At 53.0% G+C, this 16,033-nt stretch carries 12 protein-coding genes and 1 rRNA gene; 4 read left to right on the forward strand and 9 right to left on the reverse strand.

Annotated features, from left to right (window positions below; translation table 11 throughout):
* From CDH47_RS16480 to CDH47_RS16500, 5 genes are all read right to left on the reverse strand, one after another.
* Window positions 1-101 (reverse strand): 16S ribosomal RNA (locus tag CDH47_RS16480); the annotation flags it as partial.
* 436 nt (window positions 102-537) lie between these two features.
* Complete coding sequence (gene pssA, locus CDH47_RS16485; protein ID WP_100641307.1) at window positions 538-1,389, reverse strand: CDP-diacylglycerol--serine O-phosphatidyltransferase; 852 nt, start codon at window positions 1,387-1,389, stop codon at window positions 538-540.
* Between the two features lie 89 nt (window positions 1,390-1,478).
* Window positions 1,479-2,495 carry a ketol-acid reductoisomerase gene (ilvC, locus tag CDH47_RS16490; RefSeq protein ID WP_100641309.1) on the reverse strand — a complete coding sequence of 339 codons (1,017 nt, stop codon included), beginning with the start codon at window positions 2,493-2,495 and terminating at the stop codon, window positions 1,479-1,481.
* A gap of 67 nt (window positions 2,496-2,562) precedes the next feature.
* A complete protein-coding gene (ilvN, locus tag CDH47_RS16495) occupies window positions 2,563-3,054 on the reverse strand; it encodes an acetolactate synthase small subunit (protein WP_100641310.1) in 492 nt (163 codons plus the stop codon).
* A 2-nt stretch (window positions 3,055-3,056) separates the two neighbouring features.
* Window positions 3,057-4,775 (reverse strand): acetolactate synthase 3 large subunit, encoded by a 1,719-nt coding sequence (locus tag CDH47_RS16500; RefSeq protein WP_100641312.1) that lies wholly within the window; start codon window positions 4,773-4,775, stop codon window positions 3,057-3,059.
* A gap of 461 nt (window positions 4,776-5,236) precedes the next feature.
* On the opposite strand from CDH47_RS16500, the gene CDH47_RS16505 reads away from it, so the two are divergent.
* Window positions 5,237-5,704, forward strand: coding sequence for a DUF4124 domain-containing protein (locus tag CDH47_RS16505; RefSeq protein WP_100641395.1), 468 nt, complete (start codon window positions 5,237-5,239; stop codon window positions 5,702-5,704).
* A 79-nt stretch (window positions 5,705-5,783) separates the two neighbouring features.
* Here CDH47_RS16505 and clpB read toward each other — a convergent pair whose 3' ends face one another.
* The 3 genes from clpB to rluD all read right to left on the reverse strand — a co-directional run bounded on the left by clpB (window position 5,784) and on the right by rluD (window position 10,229).
* Entirely contained in the window at window positions 5,784-8,360 is a 2,577-nt protein-coding gene (clpB, locus tag CDH47_RS16510) for an ATP-dependent chaperone ClpB (RefSeq protein ID WP_100641314.1), read from the reverse strand.
* 134 nt (window positions 8,361-8,494) lie between these two features.
* On the reverse strand, window positions 8,495-9,262 hold the full coding sequence (pgeF, locus tag CDH47_RS16515) for a peptidoglycan editing factor PgeF (protein WP_239985865.1): 768 nt from the start codon (window positions 9,260-9,262) through the stop codon (window positions 8,495-8,497).
* The gene (gene rluD, locus CDH47_RS16520) at window positions 9,252-10,229 is read right to left on the reverse strand and encodes a 23S rRNA pseudouridine(1911/1915/1917) synthase RluD (RefSeq protein WP_100641316.1); all 978 of its coding nucleotides are present in this window, start codon (window positions 10,227-10,229) and stop codon (window positions 9,252-9,254) included. Before rluD ends, pgeF begins: the two co-directional genes overlap by 11 nt.
* Before the next feature lie 132 nt (window positions 10,230-10,361).
* Here rluD and CDH47_RS16525 point away from each other — a divergent pair, with 132 nt between their 5' ends.
* Window positions 10,362-11,195 (forward strand): outer membrane protein assembly factor BamD, encoded by an 834-nt coding sequence (locus CDH47_RS16525; RefSeq protein WP_100641318.1) that lies wholly within the window; start codon window positions 10,362-10,364, stop codon window positions 11,193-11,195.
* Window positions 11,196-11,202: 7 nt separating this feature from the next.
* On the opposite strand, the gene CDH47_RS16530 is transcribed toward CDH47_RS16525, so the two are convergent.
* Complete coding sequence (locus CDH47_RS16530; protein ID WP_100641320.1) at window positions 11,203-12,867, reverse strand: NAD+ synthase; 1,665 nt, start codon at window positions 12,865-12,867, stop codon at window positions 11,203-11,205.
* Window positions 12,868-12,960: 93 nt separating this feature from the next.
* Here CDH47_RS16530 and CDH47_RS16535 point away from each other — a divergent pair, with 93 nt between their 5' ends.
* Window positions 12,961-14,601, forward strand: a complete 1,641-nt coding sequence (locus CDH47_RS16535; protein WP_100641322.1) for a sensor histidine kinase — start codon at window positions 12,961-12,963, stop codon at window positions 14,599-14,601.
* Between the two features lie 32 nt (window positions 14,602-14,633).
* Window positions 14,634-16,016 carry a sigma-54-dependent transcriptional regulator gene (locus CDH47_RS16540; RefSeq protein WP_100641324.1) on the forward strand — a complete coding sequence of 461 codons (1,383 nt, stop codon included), beginning with the start codon at window positions 14,634-14,636 and terminating at the stop codon, window positions 16,014-16,016.
* Window positions 16,017-16,033: the final 17 nt, after the last annotated feature.

Raw genomic sequence — 16,033 nt, forward strand, 5'->3', positions numbered from 1 at the left:
GCTCGACGCCTGATAGCAAGCTATCATCGTTTCCGCTCGACTTGCATGTGTTAAGCCTGCCGCCAGCGTTCAATCTGAGCCATGATCAAACTCTTCAGTTTAAATCATACAAGAATCCGTAGATTCTTAATTCTTGCTCAAGACAAAACTCAATTTCGACGAGTCGCTGTCTTGGTATTTCTTGTCGAAATACTCCAGCCAGCGCCCACACGAATTACTTGGTCAATTTGTTAAAGAGCGTTTGAGCCGTTGCTCAATCAAGGTGGCGTATTCTACATCGTCTCGCCGCCTTGTCAACCGTTTAATTAAAGAATTTTCGAACTCGTTTTCTTTAATACTTTCAAACAGTTGCCCTTCTCAGATCACCCGCCTCAGCGGTGTGTCCCTCGAAGGAGATGCGCATTCTACAGACGCACAGGAATCTGTCAACGGCCATTTTCAATTTAATCTGAATAACTTCGGTTTCCACCTATAAGATTGCCCAAACAAGCAGAAAACCGATCAATTTCCGAACAATTCTTACTCTAAACCCGAGATTTACTTACCAGCCTGGTTTGCCCGGCGCGGCTTTCGACGAAATAGTGCACGGACTGGCCCTGATAGCGCATAGACCAAGAAACCGGTAAACAGCACTGTCGCCGGATCAAGCGCAATCACCACAAGGATCAGAACCACAAGCAATATAGCAGCGAAAGGCACACGACCACGAAGATCAAGATCCTTGAAGCTATTGTACAGCACATTACTGACCATCAGCACACCGGTACCGCCCACTACCACTATAGTCAGGAAGGTTAGCCACACTGCTGGCTCGTAGGTGTGAAAGCACCACACCAGGCCCGCAACACAGGCCGCCGCCGCAGGGCTAGGCAGACCAACAAAATACTTCTTGTCTACCGAGCCAATTTGAGTGTTGAAGCGTGCAAGGCGCAAAGCAGTACCAGCAACGTAGATGAAGGTAATCGCCCAGCCAATTTTGTCCAACCCATTCAACGCCCAGAAGAAAGCAACGAACCCTGGCGCTACGCCAAAGGCGACCATGTCTGCCAGACTGTCATACTCTTCACCAAACTTGCTTTGAGTGTTGGTCATACGGGCAACGCGACCATCAAGCCCATCCAGTATCATGGATATAAAGATGGCTATGGCTGCATTATCAAACACGCCGCCAGCCGCAGAAACAATGGCGTAAAAGCCTGAGAACAGCGAGGCCGTTGTGAGTGCGTTAGGAAGAAGGTATATCCCCTTCTTGCGCACTGGGGCACCTTCGATGAATTCTTCTTCTACAACCTCTCCAGGCTCGACATCACACTCACTATCTGATCCGGCAGAGTTCTCTGGAGCGCCGCTCACAGATTCCAGTTCAGTATCTTTTCTTTCTTCAGTCATTCCCACTACTCCGGAAAGTATTTGGGCGGAGTATATACGAAAAACGCGGCCACTCGGGCCGCGTTTTATTAAACCAAGCGAAATTATGCTTAGTTTTTGTCCTTATCTACGATCTTGTTCGCAGAGATCCACGGCATCATTCCGCGAAGCTTCTCACCAGTCACTTCAATCTGGTGCTCAGCATTCTGGCGACGACGCGCAGTCATCGATGGATAGTTGAGTGCACCCTCAGAGATAAACATCTTGGCGTACTCCCCACTTTGAATGCGCTTGAGCGCATTGCGCATGGCTTCGCGGGATTGCTCGTTGATAATCTCTGGGCCAGTCACATACTCACCATACTCTGCGTTGTTAGAGATGGAGTAGTTCATGTTGGCGATACCGCCTTCGTACATCAGGTCTACAATCAGCTTCAACTCGTGCAGACACTCAAAGTACGCCATTTCTGGAGCATAACCTGCTTCAGTCAGAGTCTCGAAACCTGCCTTAACCAACTCAACCGCACCACCACAAAGAACAGCCTGCTCACCGAACAGGTCAGTTTCAGTCTCGTCCTTGAAAGTAGTTTCGATGATACCGGTACGACCGCCACCAATGCCGCTTGCATAAGAAAGAGCAACATTCTTGGCGTTGCCAGACGCGTCCTGGAAGATCGCAATCAGGTCAGGAATACCACCACCGTTAGCGAACTCAGTGCGAACAGTGTGACCAGGCGCCTTAGGAGCAACCATGATTACGTCGAGATCTTCGCGTGGAACGATCTGGTTGTAGTGAACCGCAAAGCCGTGAGCAAATGCCAGGGTGGCACCCTGTTTCAGGTTCGGCTCGATTTCGGCCGCGTACAACTGGGACTGGAACTCATCTGGCGTCAGAATCATTACAACGTCAGCCGCGGCAACTGCAGACGGCACGTCACTGGTTTTCAGGCCATAGGCTTCTGCCTTGGCAATGGACGAGGACCCCGGGCGCAGACCAACAGTTACATCAACACCGGACTCTTTCAGGTTGCACGCATGCGCGTGGCCCTGTGAGCCAAAACCGATGATGGCAACTTTCTTGCCCTGGATGATGGAAAGATCGCAATCCTTATCGTAATAAACCTGCATGACTAACCTCTATTATTTGTGATGGCCGTATCTGTTGGCCAATGCGTTCGTTAAATACCAAAATCGTTTAAAGACTTAAAACCTTCTCGCCCCTGGCGATTCCGGAAATGCCCGAGCGCACCACTTCGAGCACTCCTGACGTTCCGATCGCCTGAACAAAACCATCCAGCTTATCGCTGGCGCCTGCCAACTGGACTGTGTAAACCGAGCTGGTAACGTCAACAATCTGGCCCCGAAAAATATCAACAGTGCGCTTGATTTCCGCACGCTGGGAGCCGGTTGCTTTCAGCTTGATCAGCATCAACTCCCGCTCGATATGGGGCCCCTCCGTAAGATCCACCAACTTTACCACTTCAACCAACTTGTTCAGCTGTTTGGTAATTTGCTCAATAACCCGGTCCGGACCAGTTGTTGTTACCGTCAGGCGCGACAGTGTCTCGTCCTCGGTAGGGGCAACAGTGAGGGTCTCAATGTTGTAGTTGCGCTGCGAAAACAAACCTACCACTCGGGACAATGCTCCCGGCTCGTTCTCCAACAACACAGAAATGATTCGCCGCATGATCACACCCTCTCCGTCTTGCTGAGCCACATATCTTTCATGCAGCCACGGGCTACTTGCATCGGATATACGTGCTCAAAGCGGTCAACCTGGATATCCACAAAAACCAACCTGTCTTTCATGGCCAGAGCTTCCTTGAGCTTAGGTTCCAGATCTTCTTTTCTGTCAATCCGGATACCGACGTGACCATAGGCTTCAGCCAGCTTTATAAAATCAGGCAGCGATTCCATGTAGGAATGGGAGTGTCGGGACTCATAGTTCATATCCTGCCACTGCTTCACCATACCTAGCGCCTGATTATTCAGGTTGATGATCTTTACCGGTAGCTTGTACTGGTTACAGGTCGACAGTTCCTGAATATTCATCTGGATACTGCCCTCGCCGGTAATGCAGAGCACCTCGTCATCCGGATGGGTAAGCGCAATGCCCATAGCTGCAGGCAAACCGAAGCCCATGGTGCCAAGGCCACCAGAGTTGATCCAGCGATTAGGCTTATCAAACTTGTAGTACTGGGCTGCAAACATCTGGTGCTGCCCAACATCGGAGGTCACAAAGGCATCACCGTTGGTAAGGCGATGCAGCATCTCAACCACTTCCTGAGGCTTAATCACATCCGGGCTGGTTTCGTAACGCATACCATGGAAAGCACGCCATTCTTCGATCTGCTTCCACCAGGATGCCAACGCCTCGGCATCCGGCTCCTTCTTGCTGTCTTTTACCAGCGCAAGCATTTCCTTGAGAACCGCATCAACCGGCCCGACGATGGGTACATCGGCATCGATGGTTTTGGAAATGGATGCAGGGTCGATATCAATATGGATGATACGCGCGCCAGGGCAGAACTTTTCCGTTGCGTTGGTTACACGGTCATCAAATCGCGCACCGACTGCAAGAATAAGATCTGAGTGGTGCATTGCCATGTTAGCTTCGTAGGTTCCGTGCATGCCAAGCCAGCCAAGGTGCTGCTTATCGCTTGCAGGATAGCAACCAATACCCATCAGAGTATTGGTAATCGGATAACCCAACTTGCGCACCAACTCAGTCAGTTGGCTGGAGGCCTTGCCCAAAATAACACCGCCACCAGCATAGATAACGGGGCGACGCGCAGCCAGCATCATATCGACGGCTTTCTTGATCTGGCCAGCATGGCCACGAATAGCCGGGTTGTAGGAGCGCAGCTTTACCTTTTTCGGATAAGCGTATTCGAAGCGCTCATTGGGTGCGGTCATATCTTTGGGAATATCCACAACAACAGGCCCGGGGCGACCGGTCGAGGCAATGTAATACGCCTTGCGAATAATTTCCGGAATCTCTGAGGGATGTCGCACACTGAGGTTGTGCTTAACAACCGGCCGGGAAACACCCATCATGTCGGTTTCCTGGAAGGCATCTTCGCCAATCAGGGTAGACGCAACTTGCCCACACAGAACCACCATGGGAATGGAGTCCATAAATGCAGTTGCAATACCAGTGATGGTGTTGGTGGCTCCAGGGCCTGAGGTCACAAGCACCGTTCCAGGCATGCCTGTAGCGCGCGCATAGCCATCAGCCATGTGCACCGCTGCTTGCTCGTGCCTTACCAGAATATGTTTGACTTCATCCTGCCTGAACAGCGCATCATAAATATGAAGGGCTGCACCACCCGGATAGCCATAGATGTACTCGATCCCCTGATCCTGCAAAGAGCGGATCAGCATATCGGCACCAGACAATAACTCCACGATTTTCTACCCTCTTCTACGAGTGAATGAGCCGGGCACACGCCCGGTTGCCTGGATTCACGGTTTACCAGCTTCTTGTGAAAGCGGAACCGGCTGCTCCACACCTTGTTAAGAGGTTATCTCCTGGCCAGCCGCCCTCCTGAGGGTTGCGGAGAACGGCCAATCGACGGGTTGCTCGCAAGCAACAACCATTCCGCGACAAATACGCGGCACGCTCAGTGTGGTAAATAACGGGGGATACTTGCACGGGGTTGCCTGCCGTTAGCCCCAGTCTTCAGGCAATGCGTAATTCTGACAGCGCTAAACTCCCTGTCAATAGCCAGGGTTGTATTCTGTCCCCATACTGATAGATGCTCTGCGATAATTATCTGAAATACAGGTTCGGAGATTTGAACCAGGCGCAAGAAAAATCCTCGCGCAGCTGGCATGATATGCGAACGCTAAACCAAACGAGTAGAACCATGAACAAACAAACCCTGATGCTGTCACTACTAATCGCCTTGGCACCCAGCATGGCCATGAGCGCCTCGGTGTATAAATGGACGGACGAAAATGGCGTAACTCATTTTGGCGACCGGCAACCTGTGGGCACCAACTCTGAGTCAATCAATGTTCGCTCAGGCACGTCATCCGGAGCTGGCAATAGCCGCCCCAGCCCTCAACAGCGCTTGGGCGAACTACAAGAGCAGCAGCAACAAAAGGCCGCCCGCGAAAATGAAACCGCGGTTGAGGCAGCTCGACGCAAACAGCGGGAGGCTAACTGCGAAACCGCCCGCTCAAACCTTAAGGTCATTGAAAGCAACGCGCGCATTCGCGTCGAGGAGAACGGCGAACAACGCTACCTGACGCCTGAAGAAATCGCTGAACAGAAAATGAAGTTTGAAGAGGTTGCCTCTGAAAACTGCGGCCCTGAAGAGGCCCAGCAATAGGCCTTTGAGCCGAAACAAGTCTTTAGCAAACAAAAAACGGGCAGAATGAGAATTCTGCCCGTTTTTTTCTGACGCTTGTTTAAGCCTTTTCAAACACCAGCTTACTTCCTTCCGTAGTAGCAAGAATGGTGTCATCAGAGACAAAATCACCCTGCAACAACCTCTGAGCCAGGGGGTTTTCGATCATCCTCTGAATGGCCCGTTTAAGCGGGCGGGCACCGTATACGGGGTCGTATCCAACTTCCGCAAGTAAATCCAGGGCCGCTTCGTCCAGCTCCAGCTTCACACCCTGCTCCTGCAGGCGCCTGTTAAGAATCTCGACCTGTATTTTGGCGATACCATGTATCTGATCTCCCGCCAGCGGGTGAAACACAACCACTTCATCCACACGGTTAATAAATTCAGGGCGGAAGTGGGTCCCCACTTCTTCCATGACCGCAGCCTTCATGGCTTCGTAATTCTCAGCGCCGGCTTTTTGCTGAATAATGTCCGAGCCCAGGTTAGAAGTCATGACAATAACCGTATTGCTGAAGTCCACCGTTCGACCCTGCCCATCAGTAAGGCGACCATCGTCAAGAACCTGGAGCAGTATGTTGAACACATCCGGGTGTGCTTTCTCAACTTCATCCAACAACAGTACGGAATAGGGGCGACGACGAACGGCTTCAGTAAGGTAACCGCCCTCTTCATAACCCACGTACCCGGGAGGAGCACCGATCAGCCGGGCAACAGAATGCTTCTCCATAAACTCCGACATATCGATCCGCACCATGGCGTCGTCAGTATCAAAGAGGAATGACGCAAGCGCCTTACTCAGTTCCGTTTTACCCACTCCCGTCGGGCCAAGGAACAAGAAGGAACCATTAGGTCGCTGCGGATCTGCCAAGCCAGCCCGTGAGCGGCGCACCGCATTCGATACCGCCTCAACAGCCTCACTCTGACCAATCACCCGCTTGTGCAGGGCCTCTTCCATGCGCATCAGTTTATCGCGCTCACCTTCCAACATTCTGGATACAGGAATCCCTGTCCATTTCGAGACAACCTCTGCAATCTCCTCGTCGGTGACGCGATTGCGCAGAAGCTTCATCTCCATCATTTCAGCCTGGCTTGCCATATCGAGCTGGCGCTCCAACTCTGGAATGCGGCCATACTGCAACTCGGACATCTTGCCCAGGTCACCAGCACGTCGGGCAGTTTCCAGATCAATGCGCGCCTGCTCCAGCTCGCTCTTTATTTTCTGGGAGCCATGCAAAGCGGCTTTTTCGGTATTCCAGATTTCCTCCAGATCTGCGTACTCTCGCTCCACATCGCTAATAACACCTGAGAGCTCTTCAAGTCGCTTTTTGGAGGCCGCATCGGTCTCATTTTTCAGAGCCTCCCTTTCAATTTTAAGCTGGATCAAGCGGCGCTCAAGACGGTCCAGAGGTTCTGGCTTGGAGTCCATTTCCATGCGAATCTGGCTGGCAGCTTCATCAATCAGGTCAATGGCCTTATCCGGCAACTGCCTGTCAGTGATGTAACGCTGGGACAGCTTGGCTGCAGCAATAATCGCTCCATCTGTCACCTCCACACCGTGGTGCACTTCGTAACGTTCTTTCAAGCCACGAAGGATTGCGATGGTGTCCTCTTCGTTCGGCTCTGTTACCAGAACCTTCTGGAAACGCCGCTCCAAAGCGGCATCCTTCTCGATGTTTTCACGGTACTCATTCAGTGTGGTGGCGCCGACGCAGTGCAACTCGCCACGCGCCAAGGCTGGCTTGAGCATATTGCCCGCATCCATAGAGCCCTCAGCTTTACCTGCTCCCACCACCGTATGTATTTCGTCAATGAACAGAATAATCTGGCCTTCCTGCTTGGCAAGCTCATTCAGCACTGCTTTCAATCGCTCTTCGAACTCGCCACGGAACTTGGCGCCGGCTATCAGTGAGCCCATATCCAGAGACAGTACCCGCTTGTTTTTAAGGCCCTCTGGAACCTCGCCATTAACGATCCGCTGCGCCAGGCCTTCAGCAATGGCCGTTTTACCTACGCCGGGCTCCCCAATGAGAACAGGGTTGTTTTTGCGACGACGCTGAAGCACCTGAATGGTGCGCCGTATTTCGTCATCACGGCCAATCACTGGGTCAAGCTTCCCGGCTTCTGCCCGCTCGGTCAGATCAATTGTATATTTGGAAAGTGCCTGCCGGCTTTCCTCTGCACCTGCATCATCCACAGTTTCACCACCTCGAACGGCATTAATGGCATTATCCAGCGCGGCTTTATCCACACCTTGTTCACGTAAAACACGACCAAGCGTGCCTCGATCTTCCAGTGCAGCCAAAAGCATCAACTCACTGGAAATAAACTGATCTTTACGCTCTTGCGCCAATTTATCGGCAATGTTGAACAGGCGCCCCATATCGTTCGACATGGACACATCGCCTGCGCTGCCACGCACTTCCGGCAGGTTTTCAATTTCCTGCGCCACGGCCTGGCGCACACGCCCAGGCTCAGCACCCGCTTGCTTGAGCAGCGGGGTAATAGAATTACCTTGCTGATCCAGCATGGCCTGCATCAGGTGCAGAGGTTCAATAAAATTGTGATCTTTGCCGACGGCAAGAGATTGCGCGTCAGCCAGTGCAGATTGCAAAAGACTGGTGAGCTTGTCGATTCTCATGAATTCGTTTCCCCGATTCGTTCAGCGAATGCGATCAGTAATTGCACATTCGGTTTACATTGAGAATTAATGTAGGGGCAATCGAAGGAAGTTCAAGGTCATCACGAGCAGAACCGTCAGAAAGTTGACGGAGCTCAGATTTTCCAGATAACGGTCGCCATGCGACCGGTCTTGCCATCACGGCGATAGGAAAAAAATCTCTGGCTATCAGTAACGGTACAAAAACCGCCACCATAAATCTGATGGATGCCTTGCCCCTGAAGGCGCAGCCGAGCAAGCAAGTAGATATCAGCAATATAATGCCCCTCACGAGCCCCCACGGAACTGAACGCGTCTTTGGTCTCTGGATGATGGGCCACAAAAGCGGCTTTTACTTCCGGGCCAACCTCAAATACCTGCGAACCAATCGCCGGCCCCAACCATGCCATCAAGGTATTTCCGGGCAAACCCATATCAGCCACCAGCCTCTCCAGCACACCCCCACACAGGCTGCGCCACCCGGCATGAGCGGCCGCCACCGTCGTTCCGCTCTGGTCCGTTAGAATCACTGGCAAACAGTCTGCAGTGAGAATAGTGCAAGCCCTCCCGGTAGCACGGGTAAAGCTTGCATCCGCATCAGGAACCTTAGCGCTCTCCCCTGCTGACAAGTGAGCTACCTTAGTACCATGAACCTGATTCAGCCAACCAAACGCCTCCGCCGGGAGGCCACAAGCATGGGCGAGCCTTCGGCGATTTTCCCGCACACGTGCCGGATCATCACCCACATGCCCTCCAAGATTCATGCTGGCCCAAGGGTGCTGACTTATGCCCCCCAGCCGGGTAGTACACACCGCACGGACATTGGGGGGAGCAGGCCAGTCGGGAGAGATCAGCGATAGCCCTGAAGTCATATCAGAACTCATCACTCTCCAGATCCTGAACATGCTTGCGCAACGCCGCTAACAGGCCCATGAAATCCTCTGGCAAAGGCACCTCCCAAGTCAGAATCTCTCCGGTTTCCGGATGCTCCAGCGTAAGCTGACGTGCATGCAGGGCTTGGCGATGAAAGGCCGAGAGCACCTGGCGCAACTCCTCCGTTGTACCTTTCGGCAGTCGCAAACGCCCCCCGTAAAGCGGATCACCCACCAGCGGATGCTTCACATGAGCCATGTGCACACGAATCTGATGCGTGCGACCACTTTCAAGCTTGCAACGCACATGGGTATGCGCGGCAAAGCGCTCAATCAGACGGTAGTGGGTTACCGCGGGCTTGCCGCTCTTAACCACACCCATTTTCTTTCGATCCTGGGGATGGCGGCCAATAGGCGCATCCACTGTGGCACCACCGGTAAGGGTGCCTACCACAACAGCCTCGTATTCCCGACCCATACTGCGGGTTTGCAGCTGATCAACCAACGATGTGTGGGCGATCAAGCTGCGAGCAACAACCATAATACCGGAGGTGTCTTTATCGAGACGGTGTACGATTCCGGCCCTGGGCAGATTTTCCACCTCGGGTGCATAGTTCAGCAGGGCATTCACCAGAGTACCATCTGCGTGTCCGGCTGCAGGATGAACTACCAAACCAGCAGGCTTGTTGATCACCAGCAAGTGCTCGTCTTCATAGACAATATCCAGACTGATTGCTTCAGCCTGCCAGGTCACCTGGGCTTCAGGCTCGGCATCCAGCTCAACCCGATCACCAAGCATCACCTTGTCTTTGGGCCTGCGAACCTCGCCATTTACCGTTAATGCGCCGCTACGAATCCAGGATTGCAATCGCGAACGTGAGTGCTCCGGCATGAGTTCCGCTACCGCCTGATCAAGGCGCCGATCACTCAGCGCAGGCGGCACATCAAAATTGGCAGTTATTCGATTTTCAGATGACATTAAGCCCCCAGGGCCTGTAAGTGTTACGTTTCGGTCAGAATAATTGATACAAAGGGTATGCGCACTGCACATAAGGCGCGTTCCCAGCTACAATACTGCCTCGAATTTATCGACATTATACGGGATTCCGGCATGAGATCAGGCTTTCGTTTACTGCTACTGTCCACACTGGTTGTTTTGATCAGTGCCTGCGCGTCCAACAAGCAGGAGGAAGTGCTGCCGGAAAAAACCTATTACGACAATGCCCGCAAGGCAATGAACTCCGGCAATTTCAACGAAGCCGAGCAAAACCTGGATTCCCTGGAAACCTTCTACCCGTTCGGCCGCTACGCCGAACAGGCCCAGCTTGATCTTGTCTATGCCCGCTACCAAAACCTGGACCTTGAAGGTTCCCGTGCCGCAGCCGACCGGTTCCTGCGCCTGAACCCTCAAAGCGACCACGCAGATTATGCCCTCTACATGCGCGGGCTTGCGTCCTACAACCTGGATATCGGCCTGGCAGCGCGTTACTTTGCAATTGATGTTTCCGCCCGCAATGCCGGCGAGCAACTGCAGTCCTTCCGTGATTTCAGTGAACTTCTGAATCGCTACCCGGAAAGCGAATACGCCGCCGATGCCCGCCAGCGCATGCTCGCCGTTCGCAACCGGATGGCAGAACTGGAGCTTCATGCAGCACGCTACTACATCAAGCGCGAAGCCTATGTGGCTGCCAACAACCGGGCGCGCTACATCGTAGAAAACTACTCCACATCACCGGCAGTTGAAGAAGCCCTGATTATCCTGGCAGAAACCTTTGATTATCTGAAATTCAGAAAGGGCTCTCAGGATGCTGTCGCCCTTCTACGCGATAACTTCCCAAAGAGCGAAGCCTTCAACAGCGATGGGGAGTTTGAAGCTAACCTGCTGAGGCGTGAGAATCGCTCACTTTCCAGCGTGGTTACTTTCGGCCTTCTGGGCGACGAATAAACGCCCCTTATTTGCCGCTTTTCCATCCATTGGTGATGGGATAGCGGCGATCCTTACCAAACCCACGCTCGGTAATACGAATTCCGATGGGTGCTTGCCGGCGCTTGTATTCGTTCAGATCCACCAAGCGAATCACCCGGTTTACATCTACCGGATCAAAACCCTCTGCCACAATCGCATCCGCGCTGAAATCCCGCTCTACATACAGATTTAAAATCTGGTCCAGCACATCGTAGCCCGGAAGGTTGTCTTCATCTTTCTGGTCCGGGGCCAGCTCTGCAGATGGCGGCCGTGTAATTACGCGCTCCGGAATAACCGGAGATACTGAATTTCTGTACCAGGCAAGACGAAACACCAGAGTTTTTGGAACATCCTTGAGCACATCAAAGCCGCCTGCCATATCACCGTACAGGGTGGAATAACCTACCGCCAGCTCACTTTTGTTGCCCGTGGTGAGCACCAAAGAACCAAACTTATTGGAAAGCGACATAAGCATCACGCCGCGAATACGTGCCTGCAGATTCTGCTCTGTGGTATCCACCGAGGTGCCCTCAAACGGCTCAGCCAAGGCAGCCATGAAGGACTCATACATTGGCTCGATCGAATACACATCGTATTGAACACCCATGGCTACCGCTTGGGCTTCTGCATCCTCCAGACTGATGTCGGAGGTGTACCTGAACGGCATCATCACTGCGCGAACCCGCTCCGGCCCCAAGGCGTCTACTGCCACCGCGAGGGCTACCGCAGAATCTATGCCTCCGGACAACCCAAGCACCACAGATTTAAAACCATTCTTGTTTACATAGTCACGAACACCGATCACCAGGGCATTGTAGACATTCGCCTCCAGAGTGGGTTCCTCCGGCAGCGGCTGGGAAACTGGCTCGCAATGGCGTTCACAAAGAAAATCTACCGGATACAACCCTGGCACAAATTGCGGGGCTTCTACTGCCAAAGCGCCGGAAGGATCGTAGACCATAGAGCCCCCATCAAACACCAACTCGTCCTGAGCCCCCATGAGATTGGTGTAGACAATACTCACCTGATTCTCTCGCGCCTTGCGCTCAAGCAGCGCCTTTCTCCTTGCCTGCTTATCGATATCATAGGGTGAGGCATTCAGGTTTATAATCAGCTGAGCACCTGCAGCCGCAGAGTCTTCAACAGGACCATCTGCCCATATGTCCTCGCAAACCGTCAGGCCAATCGGCACACCACAGATATCAACCACCGCGGCGCCCGCGCCCTCCGCAAAATAGCGCTTCTCATCGAACACCTGATAATTTGGCGGAAACCGTTTGAAGTATCGCTCAGTAATTTGACCAGCTTCGATCACCACCGCGGCATTATAGAGCAAGCCCCCACTCCGCAACGGAGCCCCGAAAACAATCGCCGGATCAAGTTCTGCAGCTTGCAAGCGATCCAGAGCCTCATCAACCCGCAAATCCATACTGGGGCGCAGCAACAGATCCTCGGGCGGATACCCGGTAATACTGAGCTCAGGAAACACAACAATATCAGCACTTTGCTCAGTGTGCGCACGTTTTGCAGCTTCAATAATCCGGTCGGTATTACCGGGAATATCCCCCACAAGAAAGTCCAGCTGGGCCATTACAACCCGCAGGTTGCGGGCTGATGCTGGGGAAAACGGAATGCTCCCGGAAACAGACATACTTAGGCTCCTGTAACTCATTGCCACGAAAAGGCTATTATACCCCTCCAAAGCCCCTGATTTCTCCCGCCCAGCAACGGATTTCTGAAAACCATGGCGACAGACACAGCATCAATAGCCAGTACCCCAAAGCCACGCCCCGGAATACAGCAGGTCAAGCTGTTCCGCATCTACAATCATTACCGGGTTGTGATCAGCTTGATGCTTGTGGCCCTTCTGTTCGTTGACTCGATAAACTTTGACTCCCGCTTTCGCTACCTGGATTACTACCAGTTTGGAGTGGTGGGCTACTTTGCCTTAAACAGTTTTGTGGCGATGATAATGTTCGCGGGGTTTCAGCCATCGCAGCGACACATCACCCTCTCCATTCTTGTAGACATTCTGGTGATGCATGGTCTGCTCTTTGCCAGCACTGGTATCACCAGCGGCTTGGCGAACCTTGTTATTATTTCGGTTGCGGCCGGTAACATTCTTACCCCAAGTCGCCTGGGCATTTTCTATGCCGCTCTTGCTTCAATTTTCTCGCTCAGCATTTCAGGTTGGGCCATTCTGGCTTTCGATGGCAACGCCGACGACATAGTGCGCGCCGGATCCTTCGGCATTTTGTACTTTGCAGCCGCCTTCGTATTGCAGAATATTTCCCGGCGCATGGTGCGAAGTGAAGCTCTCGCCACCAGCCGGGCCAGAAGCATTGTGGAGCTGGAGCGAATCAATCAGCAGATTATCCAACGCATGCGTACCGGCATTCTTGTACTCGACCGTTATGGCCAGATTCGGCTGGCGAACGCTGCAGCCGAGGAGTTGCTTTTCGGTATTCCAATGGATAACACCAAGCAATCCTCAGGCTCCCGTGCACTCCCCCAAGCACTGAAGACCGGGCTGGAAACTTGGCTGAAGCAGCCTGAATTGCGCACAAAACCGTTTCAACCAGCGCCGACCTCTCCACTTTTACAGGTAAGCTTTACCCAGCTTGACCAAGAGCGCGGCGAACAGATTCTTGTGTTTATTGAAGACATGAGCAAAGTGACCCAACAGGCACAGCAAATGAAACTGGCCTCCCTTGGGCGCCTGACTGCCGGCATAGCCCATGAAATTCGCAACCCTCTCGGGGCTATAAGCCACGCAGCTCAACTGATGGAAGAGTCCCCTCACCTTGATGCCGGGGACCTGAAAATGCTGGATATCATCCGGCGCCATTCTCGCCGGGTAAACGGTATTATTGAAAACATTCTCAGCCTCTCACGCCGCAAGCCCGCAAACGCAGACCTGGTTGATGTTGCCACATGGCTGGAAGAGTACAGGGCCGACTTCCTGCAAACTCAGAAAGGAACTAACCCACCAACAGAAGTGCGCCTGGCTATCGCACCAGACATACCCGGTGCAAGGTTTGATAAAAGCCAGATTGAGCAGGTACTGGTAAACTTGTGTGACAATGGCTTGCGCTACAGCCAACAGGAATCAGGCGAACGAAAGATCGAGCTGCGAGCTGGTGCCACCGCTGATGGTGAGCGAACGTATGTGGATGTAAGGGACTTCGGCCCCGGCATTGCGCCTGAATTCAGCCATTCTGTTTTCGAGCCGTTTTACACTACGGACAAAGGCGGTACGGGCCTCGGTCTTTATCTGGCCCGGGAACTGTGCGAGGCTAACCAAGCCCATTTGTCCCTGATGGAAGACGAGCAGCCCGGCTGCTGTTTTCGCATCACCTTTGCCCACCCGGGGCGAATGATCTGACGATTGACCCGAAATGGAACCGACACGACAAGATGACAACTTACACTGCGCTGATTGTTGATGATGAACCGGATATCCGGGATCTTCTCGAGATCACCCTTACCCGCATGGGCATTGAAACCCTGACCGCGCCAGATATAACCAGCGCACTCAAGCTACTGGAAACCCAAAGCCCACAGCTTTGCCTGACAGACATGAACCTGCCAGATGGCAATGGTATCGAACTGGTGCAATGGATTCAGAAACACCTGCCAGCAACGCCTGTTGCTGTTATCACAGCATACGGCAGCATGGATACTGCCATCGAGTCGCTGAAAGCTGGCGCGTTTGATTTTGTTTCCAAGCCTGTGGAGCTGTCCAGGCTAAGGGAATTGGTTAACAGCGCGCTTAAGCTCACAAAAACTGAGCCTGCCAGCGACGATGCAGCAGATGAGCCGGGGCTTCTGCTTGGTAACTCATCACAGATAAAGAAGCTGAGAAACCAGACCCGAAAACTCGCCAGAAGCCAGGCCCCGGTTTTCATCAACGGGGAATCCGGCAGCGGAAAAGAACTGGTGGCCCGAATGATTCACCTGCAAGGCCCCCGCCGCGACGGCCCCTTTATTGCAGTTAACTGCGGGGCTATTCCCTCCGAACTGATGGAAAGCGAATTTTTCGGGCACAAAAAAGGTAGTTTTACAGGCGCCGTTGATAACAAAGACGGGCTCTTTCGCTCTGCAAACGGCGGCACGCTGTTTCTGGACGAAGTGGCCGACCTGCCCCTGGCCATGCAGGTAAAACTGCTGCGCGCCATACAGGAAAAAGCCGTGCGGCCCGTAGGTGATACCAAGGAACTGCCGGTGGATATACGCCTGCTCAGCGCCACCCACCAAAACCTCGCCGAACTGGTTCAGGAAGGCAGCTTCCGGCAGGACCTGTTCTACCGGATTAACGTGATTGAGCTGGCCGTGCCCCCTCTGCGGGATCGCAAAGATGACATAGAGCTTCTGGCAAACCATATACTGAAACGCATTGCAGGGGAGTATGAGTGTGATGCCGCAACGCTCACCCAGGATGCCGTAGAACGACTGAAAGAACATGATTTTCCCGGCAACGTGCGGGAGTTGGAGAACATACTTGAGCGCGCATTCACTCTGTGTGATGCGGATAGCATCAGTGCAGCTGACCTGCATCTTGGCGGTGGATCGAACGCAGGAAGTTCCGCGAATACTACTGGTGACGCTATCTCGGAAGCCAGCCCTTCGTTAGTTCCGGAGGGGGATATCGATCTGGAAGGTTATCTGGAATCTATTGAGCGCCAGGCTATTGAGAAGGCGCTGGAAGCTACCCGCTGGAATAAAACGGCAGCGGCGAAGAAGCTGGGGATCAGTTTTCGGGCGTTGAGGTATCGGTTGAAGAAGTTGGGGATGGAGTAAAACAAGACACTTTTATC

The organism is Marinobacter salexigens, assembly GCF_002806945.1.
In the GTDB taxonomy this organism is placed as follows: domain Bacteria; phylum Pseudomonadota; class Gammaproteobacteria; order Pseudomonadales; family Oleiphilaceae; genus Marinobacter; species Marinobacter salexigens.

Coding starts and splice junctions, on each gene's coding strand:
- pssA (WP_100641307.1), bottom strand. CDS start 1,389: ATGACTGAAGAAAGAAAAGATACTGAACTGGAATCTGTGAGCGGCGCT.
- ilvC (WP_100641309.1), bottom strand. CDS start 2,495: ATGCAGGTTTATTACGATAAGGATTGCGATCTTTCCATCATCCAGGGC.
- ilvN (WP_100641310.1), bottom strand. CDS start 3,054: ATGCGGCGAATCATTTCTGTGTTGTTGGAGAACGAGCCGGGAGCATTG.
- CDH47_RS16505 (WP_100641395.1), top strand. CDS start 5,237: ATGAACAAACAAACCCTGATGCTGTCACTACTAATCGCCTTGGCACCC.
- clpB (WP_100641314.1), bottom strand. CDS start 8,360: ATGAGAATCGACAAGCTCACCAGTCTTTTGCAATCTGCACTGGCTGAC.
- pgeF (WP_239985865.1), bottom strand. CDS start 9,262: ATGAGTTCTGATATGACTTCAGGGCTATCGCTGATCTCTCCCGACTGG.
- rluD (WP_100641316.1), bottom strand. CDS start 10,229: ATGTCATCTGAAAATCGAATAACTGCCAATTTTGATGTGCCGCCTGCG.
- CDH47_RS16525 (WP_100641318.1), top strand. CDS start 10,362: ATGAGATCAGGCTTTCGTTTACTGCTACTGTCCACACTGGTTGTTTTG.
- CDH47_RS16530 (WP_100641320.1), bottom strand. CDS start 12,867: ATGTCTGTTTCCGGGAGCATTCCGTTTTCCCCAGCATCAGCCCGCAAC.
- CDH47_RS16535 (WP_100641322.1), top strand. CDS start 12,961: ATGGCGACAGACACAGCATCAATAGCCAGTACCCCAAAGCCACGCCCC.
- CDH47_RS16540 (WP_100641324.1), top strand. CDS start 14,634: ATGACAACTTACACTGCGCTGATTGTTGATGATGAACCGGATATCCGG.